Origin of the sequence: Candidatus Nebulibacter yamunensis, assembly GCF_024208055.1 — a bacterium.
Classification (GTDB): domain Bacteria; phylum Pseudomonadota; class Gammaproteobacteria; order Francisellales; family Francisellaceae; genus Caedibacter; species Caedibacter lacustris.
Genome location: NZ_JAMBMW010000002.1, coordinates 166,822 through 183,845, shown reverse-complemented (window position 1 = coordinate 183,845; position 17,024 = coordinate 166,822). Strand labels below are relative to the sequence as shown.

Below are 17,024 nucleotides of genomic sequence, written 5' to 3'. Positions count from 1 at the left end.
TTATCTGTCATAAGTTTTAAGCTTTTGCCTGACTTCGAACGTTGTGTTACGAATAAACTCAATAATAAACACAACAATTGTTACTAAAATAATCGTTAAAATCATACCCAAAATAATAATAACAACCGATGTCAACCCAACTGGATTAATTGATTTTAAAACTCCACCCAACATCGTAATATTCTTGTTTAGCGATTGTAGTTGCGATTGGTAATTCTGAATCTGAATATTATTGGTAAACATTTGATGTTGATACGATGTAATCATGTTTGATAAATTATTCAGTAATGCCTGACCATTTAAGCTTGCCAAGTCATTGGCTGTAGTTAGACTGTCGATATTATGCTGAAATTGTTTCACGTTTTGCTCATAAATTTTGTTTTGCTCTTCTAATTTCTCAAGGTTAAATTGTACGCTGTTTTGCCAATTTTGAATTCTATTAATATACTGTTCTTGCTTTTGCACATACTGAATAAAATTATAAAATAAAGATACTACCTGCGACATATTCTCTCCTTTAGCATTAGTTGTTAGCATCGACTTTTCTTTTTCATAATTAAGATGATCTACTAACGTATTTTGCTTTTGTTCAAGTTGTCGAAATTGCTGATAATAAATATTTACTAACTGAGATAATTGATTCTGAGGAATGATCTCATGCAAACTCCCATTCTCAATGTAGCTTGGTCCAACAATATTTGCACTATATTGGTAATTATTTTTATGGTAGACTGCATACGCAATACTCATTATGACACCAATGATGGTTAGTGCTAACCATAATTTAAAATATTTTGCTAATGTCACCAGCAAGTCACTGATAGTAATAATGTCATTATCCTGTTGATTCATATTTTCCTGTTTATATTGCTATAAGACTAAATGAGACCAAAATATAAAGAACTTTATCAAACTGTGCAAGTAAATCTCTTATTTGTTTTGGTTTATGGTCTCGTGGGCAACCAAAATATTTCAACTCTTTTCACATGTCTACTTAGCACCAAAACCCGTCAAAATAACGTAAATTCTTTTTATCTTGCATGAAAGATTAATTGATTCCAATTTTTAGTATAGTGAAATTTGCTATCGACAATAATTGCATCAACTTGCTTCAAATCTTTTGTATAACATCAGCACACCTAACGCACTAGGACATTTTTATATTTTCAATTAAAGTTAGGAGTTATACACCTTTGATTGAAATGACTGTAATCAAAACGTAAAAGTTTTTTTACGTCAAAATTACGTCAAATAACGTAATTAAAAATAAATAAAGTAGAAAAAAATGAGTAAATCAATAATAACGCAAAAATTGTCAGGATAATTGAAAATACAATTTCAAGCTTTGCCATATGCTTTATAAAAAGCCCTCGAATATGTTGTGATCCCATCACATAAGCCACAAAACCAAACCAAATAAATGTACTTAAGAACATAATTGAAATAATAGCTAGATGGTACCAAAGTGCGGTTGATTTTAAAACAAATAGTGGTAATAGACTCACAAAAAATATAATCACCTTGGGATTGGATAAATTACAAAAAAGTCCCAACAAAAATAAATGTTTTTTAGATGCAACCGCAATTTGTACATCTACCTCAGCCAATGAGTGCTTGCCTTTTGAAGAGCGATAACAATTATAAGCAATATAAAGCAAATAACAGCCACCAAAGAATGATATCCAATGCACGATCATTAGAAAATTATCACTAAGGGAATCTAGTAACAGTACAACCACGGTTGCGTAAGTAAGTACACCCATTGCAATACCTAATGCAACAAGAACGGCAGAATTACGCCCGTACTTAATCGATGATCGCAACACCATAAAGAAATCAGGTCCAGGCAGCATCACGCCAAGCATTTGTAACATTAATAAACTAAATAAGGCAACGATAAGCATTTTGCTTTTATTGTTAGTTTGTTAACACAAACTCAGAAGTTTATCATAAATCGTTTTTTTAAAAAATCTAAAGATTTAGATCATCATTACTTTTATCAGTATCGCTGGCAAATCTATATAGAAATAACCCAAGCTATGACGAGCAAATATCTCACCCACACGCTGAAATATCTGCAACCTAATTAGAGATCAACAACTTGCATTACAAGCATAAACACTATACTATTCACAACCAGTAAGCGACAGAACAAGCAGTAGCGCACTCCCCCTAGCGTAATTCACATGGATGTTTTCCTGACTTGCTGTTGCTTACTTGAGTCTCCTCGTTAATTTCAATTTCAACTTAGTGCCAAATTACTTATTTAAAGATAAGGTAGATTCAGTAGCGCAGTTTATATGTTAAGGGTAATACTCAACAAATCTTTTAAAATGGTACGCTTATTCCTAACAAATTGAGTATTTGAGCCACAATCACCAGTGAACCTAAAATCAATGGATACCAATTGATAACCTTTTTTCTATGGTCTTTATCGAGGTAAATGGGGGTAAATACAAAAATAATAACAGCAAAAATAGCTGCATATTGCAAAGCAAGAATAAATCCTTTTGGGTAAAACACAGTAAATATAAACGGTGGAATAAAGGTTAACAGAAAACCAATTATTTTATTAATTTCAATACCAAATCGCTTAAAAGTGTCTTTTATGTAGTGATAAAGTGATAATCCAACGCAAATAAAAGATGTAATAATTGAGATATTAATAAAAACCGATAAAAAAGTATTGATCATTACACTCTGTGTTGCTTCTTTTATTGCATTGATAAGCGCCGTTAAGGTATTACCGTTTTTAAATATGGTCTCATAACTATGGATACCTGTTTGAGGCAAAATGGTCAAACAAACTATCAACCAAATAATATAAATCACAAGCACCACACTGCTACCAATAAATACACTACGCTTAACCGCTTTCACATCGCCTTTTTGATATTCATACAACACAGGAATAATATTCTGAAAACCAAATGATGGTAATAAAGTCGGCCACGCGAACACAAGTGCATAAAACGAAAGTGGCATTTTAAACATATTTGCCCACTTTAAGACAAATAACATGCTAACTACGCATAAAACATAAAACACAAGCTTAACTGAAACAAACGATCGATTAACATAATCGCTTAATCGGGTACTTAAAATAACTAAGCCAAAAATTATAACAAATACAATAGCATCTACGCTGATGATTGGTAGTTCAGCTTGCGATACTAAATTTACAAGGGATGCTCCTTGTGTAGTATAAGCAGCCATTAATGCGTATAACAATAATAGGTAAATCAAGGTAAAAATAGCTTGTAAGCTTTTTGGCATTTGTTCTTTAATGAGTGTTGTAAAATTGACACCTAAAGGTTGACTAGAGCAAACATGAATTAGGCGTATAGCCGTAAAATACATCACCGACCATGAAATAATTACTAATATAATTGACACCAATAAACCACATGCGGCGGTGATAAGTGGTAACGACAACATCCCTGCACCAATTGTAGTCCCTACTACTAAAAATGCACCACCTAATGATTTTTGCATACAAAAGCCTCCATAGTTCAATAAAAATGTAACGATACATGAGTACATACCAAAAGTATACTATGACCGTACGCAAATTTTGTGACAACATCAATTTTGGGTCACATGTAATTTTTGTTGTCATAGAATAGCAGGATATTGCTCCAAAACTGCCACTACAACTTCTCCCATTTTATTGGCATTTGAACCTTTAATCAGTACACGCGTGTTTTGCTTAATCATATTTTTTAGTTGAGTTATTAAAGTCGAAATTAAGCTTTCCTTTGCTGCAAAATATTGCACATGACTATCAACTTCTGCTCTCATAATTTCCATCCACTCTTTATGTCCATATAAATAAACGTGATCTATTCTGGCTTCCTTTATCCATCTTCCTACTTGTTGATGATAAAACTCCGCATGCTCACCAAGCTCACCCATATTACTAAGTACAATATATTTCACGCCATCAAAAGAAGACAAATCCTCAATCGCTGCTTTAACCGATTGTACACTTGCATTATAGGTATCATCAATGACAGATAAATAGGAATTTACTTGATGTAAAGAGAAACGTCCTTTATAGGGTTTAAAATTACAAAGCGCTATACAAGACTTTTGGATGTCAAGTTTTAACGCCTTGATATAAGCTAATGTCATTAAAGCATTTTGAATATTATGCTTTCCTACTATTTTAAGTTGACCACTGTAAATAATATCATCAACTCTAACTTCATAATCCAACTTATTACTGCTTGCTTTATAGCTAACTAATTGCACATCAGCTTGCTGCTGCATAGAAAAACTAACTTTTTGAACAGCAAGGCTTGTAGCATATTGCACGATTCTACCGTCATCTAGATTAATAATTGCGCAACCATTTTTGTTAACCAATGCTTGTAATAAAGCACCTTTTTCCAACATCACTCCCTCTAATGATTGAAGCTTTTCTAGGTGTGAAGCTGATACATTCGTAATACCTGCTATATCTGGCTGAATTAAGGTTGCTAAATATGGAATTTCACCCTTCGCATTGGTTCCAGCTTCAACAACTAAAAAATCAGCATCGTTTGGCGTAGATAAAATCGTGATGGGCACACCTAGGTCATTATTGAAATTACCTTTGCTATAGTGAACTTTACCAAAAGCGGACAATGTACACACCAGCATTTCTTTTGTTGTTGTTTTGCCACAACTTCCTGTTAGTGATAAAACCGGCATATTAAGCTTACTTCTATACGCTTGCGCTAAATCAAACAATGCTTTACGCGTGTCACCAACAACGATTTGTGGTACAGCTAGATTATGTTGTTTATCACTAACCAAAACTGCACATGCACCATTTTCAATTGCATTTTGAACAAAATCATGACCATCACGATCAGCTTTAATCGCAACAAACAATTGACCTTTTTCAATTTCTCTTGAATTGATATGTACACCTGTAATACTTACATCTGCTCCGATGTACTCTCCTGATATTTCACTTACTAAAGTTTTTAATGAGTCAATCATCTTTACTCCATAAATTCATGACAACTTCACGTTCATCAAAATGTATTTTAAAATTGTTTTTATCTAAATAGGTTTCATGCCCTTTACCAGCAAGCAAAATAATATCGTCTGCTGTAGTATGTGTAAGCACATATTCAATTGCTTTTTTACGATCCTTTATCACGATATATTTGCTAAATTGTTTATCAAAACCTCTTAAAATATCCGCCATAATATTATCTATTGGTTCTGTACGGCTATTATCTTCAGTGATGATACAAAAATCCGCATGAATTTGAGCGACTTTTGCCATGAGCGGTCGCTTGCTTGTTTCACGTTCACCACCACAGCCAAAAACACAATAAAGTCTACCTTTTAGCTGTGATTGCAAGGCTTGTAAAGCTTTTTGTAACGCATCAGGCGTATGTGCATAGTCAATAACAACCAATGCTTTGTTACGGAACTTTAGCTGCTCTAAACGTCCTTTAGCATTTTGAATAAAAGGTAATGCGTGTTTCACACTTTCCAATGAATAACCATTTGCCAATAATGCGGTTATCGCAGCAGCGATATTACTTAGATTATATTCTCCCATAATCGGCAATAACATCTGTGTTATTTTAACTTCTTTCCAGTAAATACTGACTTCAAAACCAGTTTGCAGATAACGTTCAATTGCAATAAAACAATCTGCCTTTTTATTTTGAATACTGAAAGTAAGCACTTGTTTAGTTTTTAACGAAAGAAGATCTTGGTAGAGTTTCACACCATATTCATTATCAATATTAATAATACATTTTTGCACGTTTTGCATTCTAAACAAGCGTGCTTTGACCTCAAAATAGTCAACCATCGATTGGTGATAATCCAAGTGATCAACATCTAAATTACTGAAAATTGCGATTTCAATGTTGATTCCCTTAATCCGATTCTGGTCAATTGCATGTGATGAAACTTCCATTGCGACAGATTTTACTTTAGTTCGCACAAAGTCCTTCAATACTTTATTTAAGTTTACTGTGTCCAAAGTTGTAAGGGAAGAAGCATAAAGCTTAGGGTAAATACCATTACCAATTGTGCCTAACACACCTGATTTATATCCCAGCTTAGTCAATAACTGACCAATAAAATGAGCAATAGTGCTTTTGCCATTAGTTCCAGTCACAGCATAAATTTGGAGGTGTTGTGATGGAAAATCATAAAACCAACCAGCAAATTCAGATAAATGATGCTTTATTTCTCTAACCTCTAATAAGTCGTCTTTATTGACACTATCAGGGACTAAATGAATGTCTTCTACAACAATGAGGTTTGCGCCTTTTTCTAATGCAGCTGACACATATTGGTGTCCATCATGACGCTGACCCTTTAATGCAATAAAAATATCACCCTTTTGACATCCTTTATGATCTTGGCATAAATTTTCTATAAGAACATATGCATTTTGTTGATTAAAGTGCACTTGTGATAAAAGTCCTTGCTTAGAAAAAAAATTGATAATTTGAGCGATGGTTTTCACGATTTATAAAACTTATCCTAAATGACGTTGTGCTTTAACCGCTTGAGCAAGCTTGTCCAACATTTCTACTGTTTCTTGCCAACCAACACAAGCATCGGTAATGCTTTTACCATATTCTAGAGGTGTAACGAATATCGATTGGTTGCCTTCTTTTAAATTACTTTCAATCATCACGCCAAAAATATTATCACTACCCGCATTGACTTGTTGACAAATATCTTCAATAACAACCGTTTGCTTCTTATAATCTTTACTGCTATTGCCATGACTACAATCAATCATCACCTTATGTGGCAAATTATGAGGTTTTAAGGCTTCTGCTGCATAGTCCACATGTACCTTCTCATAGTTTGGACCATCGTTGCCACCTCTTAAAATGATATGTGCATCACTGTTACCTGTTGTTTCAAAAATCGCTGTGGTACCTTGTTTTGTCACACCCAAAAAGTGATGTTTGGATTTAGCTGCACGTACTGCATCCACTGCAATGCCAATACTACCTTTAGTGCCATTTTTAAATCCTATTGGACATGATAATCCAGAGGCTAACTCACGATGTATTTGGCTTTCTGTTGTACGCGCGCCAATTGCACCCCATGCAATTAAATCAGAAATATATTGCGGACTAATCACATCTAAAAATTCGGTTGCACAAGGCAATCCCATGTCAGAAATATCCAAAAGCAATTGGCGTGCCATACGCAAACCTTTATTGATTTTAAAACTATTGTCCAAATCAGGATCATTGATTAACCCTTTCCAAGCAACTGTTGTGCGAGGTTTTTCAAAATATACACGCATGATAATCACAAGTTCATTACTGTGTTTTTTAGCCTCTTTAAGCAATAACTGTGCATATTCTTTAGCTGCTTTCACATCATGTACAGAGCAAGGTCCTACCACCACAACAAGTCGGTCATCTTTATCGTGCAAAACATTTGAAACGGCTTTTCTTGCTGCAATTACTGTTGTAATTGCCTCCTTGGTGATCGGATGTTCGTCATGGATGACACCAGAAGGTACCAAGTTGCGCTTGTCTTTAATGCGTATGTTATCTGTTTTGTCATATATCTCTATCAACTTGTCTACTCCCTCTTACTTTTTTATAAACATATCTTGGTGAAATCTCATCTGCAATAACTTTATTTTCAAAGTCAATCCTAAGCAAAATCCCTAGAGCAAAGCACATAATCAATAAGCTACTACCACCATAACTAATTAATGGTAAGGTCAAACCTTTAGTTGGCAAAACACCAATATTAACACCAATATTAACGATTACCTGAAATGCAACCCAAAAGCTAATGCCATAGGCAATATAGCTTTGAAAGTAACGTTGCAGCTGATAGGCAAAACTCGCAATTCTCATGCCTTTCCATATAAGGTAAGTATAAACGGCTAACAATACTATAACGCCCACCACACCTAATTCTTCCGCGATGACTGAGACAATAAAATCGGTATGTGCCTCTGGTAAGAAAAACTGCTTTTGGATCCCACTGCCTAGTCCGTCTCCAAGCCACCCCCCTCGCCCATAGGCAATCAACGCCTGAACCAATTGATAGCCTGTGTTATTAGCATCTGCCCACGGATCTAAAAACCCATTTAAACGTGCCAAGCGATAGGGTTCAAATAGCACTAAAAAAGTTGCAGCAACGCCACCTAATACAATCAAAATAATGAACCACCTAAGTTTAACACCAGCCATAAACATAATGCCAAACACACAGGTAAACATCACAACACAAGCACCAAAATCTGGCTCTCTTAATAATAATCCAGCAATAGCTGCTAAGATAATAAGTGGCTTGATTACACCTTTTAAAGTGTCCCTGGCCAAATCACCAAAACGAACCAAGTAAGAAGAAAAATACATAATTGCACATAGCTTTACAAGCTCTGATACCTGAACATTAATGACAAACAAGGGAATCCAACGCCTTGAACCATTCACTTCACGTCCAATATGTGGAATTAATACTGCAATCAAAAGCACAAATGCAACGACCAACCATAGCTTATAAATCTTTTGGTAGTTATCCGTTGGTATTAGTAAAGCCCCAGTCATAGCAATAATGCCTAAAACGGCAAAAAAACCCTGACGAATGCAGTAAAAATAAGGGTTTCCATAGTCATAATTAGCATCCACCATTGAAGCAGAGGTAATCATAACCCAACCAAAAGCAAGCAATCCCAACACAAAAAAAACAAATGCCATATCAAGTTCAATGTTCGCTCTTAAACGTACTTTCTTAGTATTGCGCTGACTAAATAAATTCCGAATAAAAAACAACACTACTGGACCTTATATTGATTGACTAATTGTTCAAAATACTCACCACGCTGTACAAACCCAGAAAATGCGTCAAAACTTGCGCACCCTGGCGATAATAGCACAATATCTCCTTGTTTTGCGAATGCGAAGCTTGTAGCAAATGCTTCATCAAGGTGAGGGTAAATTATACATTCTATATCTTTTTCCAGGGCTTTTGTAATGAGCAATCTATCCTGACCGTAGATGATCGCTTTCTTAACAGATTTTTTTAATGCAGGAATAAGCATGCTAAAATCCGCACCCTTAGCTAACCCACCAAGGAAAATAATGATATTCTTTTCATCCTGCGCTAAGCCATTCAATGCAGCCTCTACTGCACCAATATTAGTTCCCTTTGAATCATTAATGTATTTTACACCATTAATTGTGGCAACCAATTGGCAACGATGTGGTAAACCACGAAAATGCCTAATTGATTGCTTTATTTTTGCCCATGCAGCTTCATTTAAATCCATTAAACTTTCTAATACCAACAAGACTGCTAATATATTTTCAAGGTTATGGGCTCCTTGCAAAAGGAGCTCATCAGTTGTACAAAACAACTGTCCTTGAAAAAACAACGTTTTACCATCTATCCAACAGTCTTTTGAATTAAAATAACTCATATTTGCTTTGTCTGCGAGGGTTAATTCTCGTTGCTTGCCATTTGTTACTTTATAATGACTATGCTCAAAAAGCTTAAGCTTTGACTGACAATATGCCGCATAGTTTGGATAACGATCCAAGTGATCAGGTGATATATTCAACACACAACCTACATCAAACTGTGCTTTTTTTAATAAATCAATTTGAAAACTAGAAATTTCTAGCACATACACTTGGACTTTTGGATCAATTAAGCTCAATGCAGGTGTACCAATATTTCCACCTAATGCTACTTTTATGTCCAGATCACGTAACACATGATAAAGTAGTGAAACAGTTGTACTTTTACCATTTGAACCGCTAATTGCAAGCATTTTTTGTCCTAATGGTTTTACTTCTAAAGCAAATAACTCAATATCACCAACTACTTTATCCCAATATTGAGAAAGTCGATTAAAAGGTGCTTTATTGATTGGAATACCAGGCGCTACTACAATTAAATCATAATGCATCAATTCAAGGGCGTTAAAATCGTCAAAATAAGCATTTGTGCTTACTTCATAATGTTTTTGATCATAAGTATCAATGATAACGTCATATTGATTAAACCACTTAAATACCGAGAAACCAGATATGCCTAAACCAACAATAAGTACCTTTTTAATTTCGCGATTTTGGTAAAAAAATATTGGTCTATTCATCTAATTGCCCCATCTTTAACGTACTTTTAACGCTGCCAAACCAATCAATACAAAAATCACTGTTAAAATCCAAAAACGCACAACCACTTTTGTCTCTGACCAACCTTTTAATTCAAAGTGATGGTGTAGAGGCGCCATTTTAAAAATACGTTTCTTTCTAAGTTTGTATGATCCTACTTGTAAAATCACAGATACCGTTTCCATAACAAACAAAAATCCCATGATAAAAAACACAAGCTCCTGGCGAATAATAATTGCAACGGTACCAAGTATTGCCCCTAGAGCTAAAGAGCCAACGTCCCCCATAAACACATCAGCAGGATAGGCATTAAACCATAAAAAACCAAAACCCGCGCCTGCAATTGCTGCACAAAATACAACAAGCTCCTCAATGCCTACATTTGACATATAATCAAAAAGTAAATGCCCAGCGAAAGCACTATTTGTAATCACATAAGCATATATTCCTAAACCTGACGCTACTAATACAATAGGCAAGATTGCAAGTCCATCTAAACCATCCGTTAAATTTACTGCATTACTGCTACCAACAATAACAAAATAACCTAATACAATTACCCCAAATCCTAATGGAATAGATAAATTTTTGCTAAATGGAATCGATAAACTAAAGTCCATATAACTGTTTAAAAGCCAATAAATCCATACCATTGCCACAAGCGCAAACGCCGACTGCATCAAATATTTATATTTTGCCTTTAATCCTTTTGGATGCCTTAATACCAGTTTTAAAAAATCATCTAAAAAGCCAATCAATCCAAAACTCACTAATACAAACAAAAGCACCCAAATAAATGGACTACTTAATTTTGCCCATAATAAAATTGCAATTATTATTGAAAAAATAATTAAGCATCCCCCCATAGTTGGGGTGTTTTTTTTGACTAAATGGGTTTGTGGACCATCGTCACGTACCACTTGACCAATCTGCATATTCGTCAGCCATCTAATCACTGATTTACCCATAAAAAGGCTGATGATAAGTGCACTAAGAGCAGCCATCAACGCACGAACTGTCACATAACTCCCAAAAATATGAAATGGATTAAAGTACTGGCTTAGCCAATTTGTGAGCCATAATAACATTAAAAATTCCTTGCAATTGACAGGATTTAACAAACAGCTCACATTTTATTTATGCCCCTAGCAGAAAACAATAAAAACAACCGTATAAAGATTGCTTTTTTTAAAGCTAAAGCAACGATACCTTTATCACATTAGGACTTTCTACATTAAAATGTAGAGTATATTAATTACAAAAAGCATAAGATTTACTTATAGATATAACAAAAAAACATACAAATTCTTCAGCTTTTTACACAACACCCCTTTACATTAATCATTAACGTGATTAATCTTGACGCGTGTGCAAAGAACTTCAGCCCCCATCTGAAGCGCTCAATTTATCTTCCATACCCTCATTTGAGCACGGATTCTTTGCACAAATAAAAAAGGCGCTTAAACTGAGCGCCTTTTTTATTTGTGTTACTGCTTCAAAACTCAAGCAGCTAAGCTATTTAGACCTTGCGCGACTTAAGACTACCAAAACGTTTTTGGAAGCTATCAACACGCCCAGCTGTATCCACAACACGTTGTTTACCAGTATAAAACGGATGGCACATAGAGCAGACATCCAAATTAATATCAGCACATTTTGTAGAATATGTTTCAAATGTATTACCACAGCTACAGCTCACATTTACCTTTTCGTATTTTGGTTGAATTTCAGTATTCATAAGTTAAAACCTCTTTATCAATTTTATTGCCGCCACCTAGGCCCATCCTAGATACCGCAAAATAAAAACGCAGCACATAATAGCTTAAAGATCGTGAACTCTCAAGCATTTTGATACCTTTCCTTGGAAGAAATAAACACATAGTTCAAGGGTATTTTTATAATGGGTAGATGAGTGTAAAAATACGCTCAGCCAACATTTTTTGTGCTTTTGCAGTTGGATGAACATAGTCCCAAAACAAATAGGTTTGTGGATCATGTTCAATTGAAATATCTTTTTGAATTTCCCCTTTTGCATCTACCCCACCAAAACTCTTAACACAAGCCTCTACTGCATCCTCAAAACCAAATGCCAAAGGTGAGTCTAATGCTTCATGTAAGAATGAATAAGCATCAAAAAGCCTAATCTGTACATCAGGGTACTTCTTTTGCAGTTCCAAGATACCTTGACTTAGTTTTTTGTTTTCTTTGACAATATGCTTTTTAATATATTTTTTAAGATTTACGACTAACCAGCCTGGCAAGGGTATAACTTTATAAGCAGGTGCTACCGTCACATCAGGAACGTTCCAAACCACGATGTTGCGTGCACCCAATTTAACGATACGATCAACACTCCTTACAAGATCACTGGCAACACGATACACAGCAGGTAAATTAAAGTATGGCTTTTCGTTATGAATAGCAAATAAAAAGTTATTACCGCCACCATTTATCATCACTAATGAATCATGTTGAAATCGACCTTCTAGTGCTACAAAACGATCAATCTGCTGACACACTGAAAATGCGTGATCGGTTAAGAGTGATTTTGGGTTCTTACCTGTAGTATATGCACCACCAATGGCATAATTCGTAAGCATCATCGCCGCTGCACCTTGCCTTTGTTTAATCATATCGGCTAAGTGTTCACATGCAACCAAACCATTACAAAAGCGCCCACGATCGTATGGCTCTCCTGGAATGCCTAAAGTTTTAACTACATTCCCATTATCTTGTAAGCTATCCCCAAATACGACAATACTACCAATCTTCATTTATGACTCCCTCAAAAAAATTTACCATCCACTGCGCAACCACTTGTCCATGATCACGCATCCTTAAACTATCTATGCTAGGCTTAAAACAATGTGCCAATGCTTCTTTTTGTTCTTTAATTAAAAGATGATTATGTGCACGCAACATCTCAGGATGTGCTTGCATCCCCCAAACCACATCATCTATGACAAACATTTGGATCGGGCAAAATGTATTTGTTGCAATTATTATTGCATTATCTGGCAATGTAACAACTTGGTCTTGATGATAAAAATTTAAACTCAAATGATCATAAAAGGGATGCATCCAACTTCTTCTTTCCATGATTTTAATACATTGAACACCCACACCCCATCCCTTTATAGAGCGCTCAACACGACCACCTAATGCTTGAGCCAAAATTTGGTGTCCAAAACAAATACCAATGGTTTTTTTCCTAAGTGTATATAAGGTTCGTATTTTTCCTTCTAATTCGTAAATCCAATCCAATCTCTCAAAAGTTGTGGCTTTGCTGCCAGTGATAATGTATCTATCATACTTATTTAAATCATGCGGGTATTGACCAATCGTTACATCAAACACATCAATATCAACTATTGTGGAGACCTTTAAAAAAAGATTAGCAAACATCTCAGGATAATTACCACCTGATACGCATCGCCGATACTCAGGAATATGATCGGCTTGCAATAATGCAACCTTCATTTTTTATTACCTTAAAGCATCTCTTTTAATTGCATGATTGCGGTTTTGGATAGCTTAAACGTATAAAGCTTACTAGCATGTGCTTTTTCTGACTTAAAACCAATAAGCCCGTCATCTAAGTTCAAAACTTCTTCTATCTGAATTGCGCTTTCTTTGCCACCTAACTGCTCTTGCTTTTTATACCAAACTTCTTTGGCACGTTTTATTGCTTGACGATAAGCACCATGTACCTTATTATCGCGCACTTTTTGGACAAATTGATTGGCTACTTGTGGGAGCTCATCTTCTAGTTTTTTCAGCTCATAAAGTGTACGCACATCTTCGATAAAACCATCCACCGTTAACATGCGTATTGCAACTGAAGACTTCGCAATTTTCAAGCGCATAGACACCCAACTTGGCTCTCGCCCCAATGATTTTGCAACATCTATCTTATTCATTTTACGCTTTAGAACTAACTCGGTTAGCGCATCTGCTTCTTCAAATGGAGATACTTTTTCACGCTGTTCATTTTCTAATAACTGAACAATTAAAATCTCATTATCAGCTTCTTCGCGTAAAATGCACGGCACAACAGACAAGCCCAATTCCTTTGCTGCTCGAAAACGTCGCTCACCCGCAATAATATGATAAAAACCATCTTCTTTTTTAGGCGTAACTATAATCGGTTGGATGATACCTTTTTGTTCAATACTTTGCGCTAGCATATCGATATTTTTGAAAATTTTACGCGGTTGATTAGGATCGGGTAACAACTCTGTTAACCTCATATCACGCAACGTACCTGCACTTTGTGCTTTATCATTTAATTGCTTTAGCTGTAGTGCCAAAAGTTCATCTTTTTTGCTGTCAGAATTACCTTCTTTGTTGCCTAATTCGTGGATACGCTTTCGGTTCGCCAATGATACTTTAGCATTCATGCAGAAACTCCCACAAAAAATGCTACAATTTCTTTTGCTAACCTCCTAACCTGAATATGAACATTACTCTCTGGCGCATAATCACCAATATACATGCCCGATGCTTCTGCTTCTACAAATTTTACACTCTGTGGAATATAAGTGCTAAAAGACTTTCCTTCTTCTTCCAATACCTTTAACAAGCTTCTAGACATATTTGAGCCTTTCATGACACGATTACCTAATAACCGATAGGGACGATCAGCAGTTAATGCTAAATCCTTTGCTTCTAAGAGTCCGGATAAATCCATGCCGCTAGGAGCAGAGGGAATAATTACCAAATCAGCTAAAAGTGCAGCTTTTAGCGCTGCTGTTTGAAAATTAGGTGGCGTATCAATCACAATGAAATCAGCTTTTGATTTAATTTCGGTAATGGTTTCTCTAGCATGTTTTTCGTCAACTTGAATCACACTATCAGCCAGACTTTCACTCTTTGCTGCCCATGACCAAGCATCTGGCTTATCCTTATCCATATCAATAACAAGAACGTTATGCCCTAATTCTTTTAATCCACCATAAATATTCATAGCTGTTGTGGTCTTACCTGAGCCACCTTTTTGTTGTAGAAGTGCAATGACTTTTGCTGTTTTCATGTAAGCTAATTAAGGTTAATTTTATACTTGCACTAGTATATACTCATCACTAGCCATTTTACACCATTTCTAACTTTCAATTTTGCCTGATTTAGATACATTGGGGACATTGAATTGCTAATATATAGCGGATAAATTTTTTATATATTTATATTATTAAAGTCATTTTCCTTTGTTTTTTTGAGTATGTTTTTTGTTTGATTGAAAAGCGTAGCGCTCGTTGGTGCCACGCATTCTCTAAAGGATTGAAATGCTAATGGTATAAAGAGTAGCATAGGGCATAAAACTAAATAAACAAAAGATCGTAACAGCTCTTTCCATCTAGAGGAATGGATATCTAGACAACTTAGAGCACCATTATTCTCGATTTCATTAAACTTTTTCATAACACTTTGATATTTTGATTTTTGCCCATCACTACCATTACTATTGCTGTTGGTCAAAATCTCACTGATATCTTTTATGAGGTTACTTAAAATATTATATTTTTGCCTTCTTAAATCTTTATTATGTACTGCCTCTTTAGATGAGTTTTTTCCTAGCATATGCGCATAAAGTTTCATCAAGCTGGTAAAAAGCGCTTTCATATTAAACTCATTATCGTTACTTTTTCGCTCATATGCACTCAGGAGGATGCTCCGCAAGTTATTCTTAGCATCACTTCCTTGTGGATTATCGTTTTCAGATCGCTCTTGTTTGTTACTAATATTACAATGATCAGTACTACAGTCCCCTTCTTCTTTTTTATTAACGATAGTTGTATATCTTTTATATGCCTTTATATTTTTATCGTCGTATTCAGACGTATTGCTGATTAAACTTTGTGTCATTCTATCAGAAATTACACGATTAAACTGATCTGTTCTATCTTTTGGACTTTCAAAGTTAAGACCACTGTATTCGGACAATGATTGTCGAAGTGTCTTATTTTTATCAAGTTCAAAAAAGTTATAACATTCATCAAATGCCTCGTTAAAACACTGTAGTATGATATCTGGAGACGCTTGGGAGAAAAAAGTATTTCTCGCCTTTTCCAACGATTCTATAAATCCTGGGATTCTCAGATAATACTCAAGATAATTTTTATACCATTTTTTATATAAACTAACTTCATATTCATATGCCTTAACAAGACTCTTGTTTTTCATAAAGTCACGAAAAGCTGCCCCAAAATCTAATTTCCCAAGGCAAATCTTGCCATCTTTTCCTATTGTGCCAAAAATATTACCTGAGTGAACACTATAATCACCAAGCAAAAGTGAGATAAATATAACCATTGATAACCCACTGTTGGCAGATTTAAAGCTAGTAATCAGCTGGTATAAATATTTGTTATCAAATTTCTCTAACTTATTACTTCTTATGCTTCTTTTTTCCCAAGGGAAAAAGAGTTTAAAAAGCTCAGTAACCTTTGCCTTTTTTGATGCAAGCGCCTTTGTCTTTTTATCCCCATCAAAAATAGTAACAGGCTCCGCAGTCACAAGCAAATCGTGATAGTCCTGCGGTAGTATTTTGTTATCTTTAAATTTACAAATAATCCTTGCCGCTAAGGCTTCAAAGAAAAATTCAGTTTCTTTTTTAGGAACCTTTATAAAATATTCACCTTGTTCATTTGGATTTTGACCTTCTTTATAAAATGTATAAAAACCATTATATTGGCTACCACCTCTTGAGTTCTTACCATCTATTTTTTGAGTTTTATCTGTCTTTGTTACAGTCACTCTTTCAGTTGAGTTTACAAATGTCACTTCCATAGACTTTCCTTTACTTAACTTGGGTTAGATATAAAAGTTTATAATACAACCCACTCATTTTTTCAGCACGTAAACTTGGTTTTTTAAGTTTGAAAACAATAGGCAATCAAC

15 protein-coding genes are annotated in these 17,024 nt (G+C 35.0%); all 15 read right to left on the bottom strand.

From position 1 onward, the window contains the following. Complete coding sequence (locus M1V25_RS01850; RefSeq protein WP_498842266.1) at positions 1-852, bottom strand: hypothetical protein; 852 nt, start codon at positions 850-852, stop codon at positions 1-3. Between the two features lie 395 nt (positions 853-1,247). Then, positions 1,248-1,904 (bottom strand): LysE family translocator, encoded by a 657-nt coding sequence (locus M1V25_RS01845; RefSeq protein ID WP_498842265.1) that lies wholly within the window; start codon positions 1,902-1,904, stop codon positions 1,248-1,250. Positions 1,905-2,328: 424 nt separating this feature from the next. Continuing rightward, positions 2,329-3,495 (bottom strand): amino acid permease, encoded by a 1,167-nt coding sequence (locus M1V25_RS01840; RefSeq protein WP_116963347.1) that lies wholly within the window; start codon positions 3,493-3,495, stop codon positions 2,329-2,331. 120 nt (positions 3,496-3,615) lie between these two features. Then, positions 3,616-4,989 carry a UDP-N-acetylmuramoyl-tripeptide--D-alanyl-D-alanine ligase gene (locus M1V25_RS01835; RefSeq protein ID WP_498842264.1) on the bottom strand — a complete coding sequence of 458 codons (1,374 nt, stop codon included), beginning with the start codon at positions 4,987-4,989 and terminating at the stop codon, positions 3,616-3,618. Then, positions 4,982-6,430 (bottom strand): UDP-N-acetylmuramoyl-L-alanyl-D-glutamate--2,6-diaminopimelate ligase, encoded by a 1,449-nt coding sequence (locus M1V25_RS01830; RefSeq protein ID WP_498842263.1) that lies wholly within the window; start codon positions 6,428-6,430, stop codon positions 4,982-4,984. Before M1V25_RS01830 ends, M1V25_RS01835 begins: the two co-directional genes overlap by 8 nt. Before the next feature lie 69 nt (positions 6,431-6,499). Further along, positions 6,500-7,567 (bottom strand): 3-deoxy-7-phosphoheptulonate synthase, encoded by a 1,068-nt coding sequence (locus M1V25_RS01825; protein ID WP_498842262.1) that lies wholly within the window; start codon positions 7,565-7,567, stop codon positions 6,500-6,502. Beyond that, the gene (ftsW, locus tag M1V25_RS01820; protein ID WP_116963344.1) at positions 7,551-8,783 is read right to left on the bottom strand and encodes a putative lipid II flippase FtsW; all 1,233 of its coding nucleotides are present in this window, start codon (positions 8,781-8,783) and stop codon (positions 7,551-7,553) included. Before ftsW ends, M1V25_RS01825 begins: the two co-directional genes overlap by 17 nt. Continuing rightward, on the bottom strand, positions 8,783-10,108 hold the full coding sequence (murD, locus tag M1V25_RS01815; RefSeq protein WP_498842261.1) for a UDP-N-acetylmuramoyl-L-alanine--D-glutamate ligase: 1,326 nt from the start codon (positions 10,106-10,108) through the stop codon (positions 8,783-8,785). The genes ftsW and murD overlap by 1 nt, the downstream gene beginning before the upstream one ends. A gap of 15 nt (positions 10,109-10,123) precedes the next feature. Beyond that, positions 10,124-11,215 carry a phospho-N-acetylmuramoyl-pentapeptide-transferase gene (gene mraY, locus M1V25_RS01810; RefSeq protein ID WP_116963342.1) on the bottom strand — a complete coding sequence of 364 codons (1,092 nt, stop codon included), beginning with the start codon at positions 11,213-11,215 and terminating at the stop codon, positions 10,124-10,126. 431 nt (positions 11,216-11,646) lie between these two features. Continuing rightward, positions 11,647-11,865, bottom strand: a complete 219-nt coding sequence (gene rpmE, locus M1V25_RS01805) for a 50S ribosomal protein L31 (RefSeq protein ID WP_116963341.1) — start codon at positions 11,863-11,865, stop codon at positions 11,647-11,649. 157 nt (positions 11,866-12,022) lie between these two features. Continuing rightward, positions 12,023-12,901: an SGNH/GDSL hydrolase family protein gene (locus tag M1V25_RS01800; RefSeq protein WP_116963340.1), complete on the bottom strand. Its 879-nt coding sequence runs from the start codon at positions 12,899-12,901 to the stop codon at positions 12,023-12,025. Continuing rightward, positions 12,888-13,607, bottom strand: a complete 720-nt coding sequence (locus tag M1V25_RS01795) for a glutamine amidotransferase-related protein (RefSeq protein ID WP_116963339.1) — start codon at positions 13,605-13,607, stop codon at positions 12,888-12,890. Before M1V25_RS01795 ends, M1V25_RS01800 begins: the two co-directional genes overlap by 14 nt. Before the next feature lie 11 nt (positions 13,608-13,618). Then, positions 13,619-14,527: a ParB/RepB/Spo0J family partition protein gene (locus M1V25_RS01790; protein ID WP_498842260.1), complete on the bottom strand. Its 909-nt coding sequence runs from the start codon at positions 14,525-14,527 to the stop codon at positions 13,619-13,621. Beyond that, on the bottom strand, positions 14,524-15,159 hold the full coding sequence (locus M1V25_RS01785; RefSeq protein WP_116963337.1) for an AAA family ATPase: 636 nt from the start codon (positions 15,157-15,159) through the stop codon (positions 14,524-14,526). The genes M1V25_RS01790 and M1V25_RS01785 overlap by 4 nt, the downstream gene beginning before the upstream one ends. A gap of 140 nt (positions 15,160-15,299) precedes the next feature. Beyond that, entirely contained in the window at positions 15,300-16,913 is a 1,614-nt protein-coding gene (locus M1V25_RS01780) for a hypothetical protein (RefSeq protein WP_498842259.1), read from the bottom strand. Between the last annotated feature and the right edge of the window lie 111 nt (positions 16,914-17,024).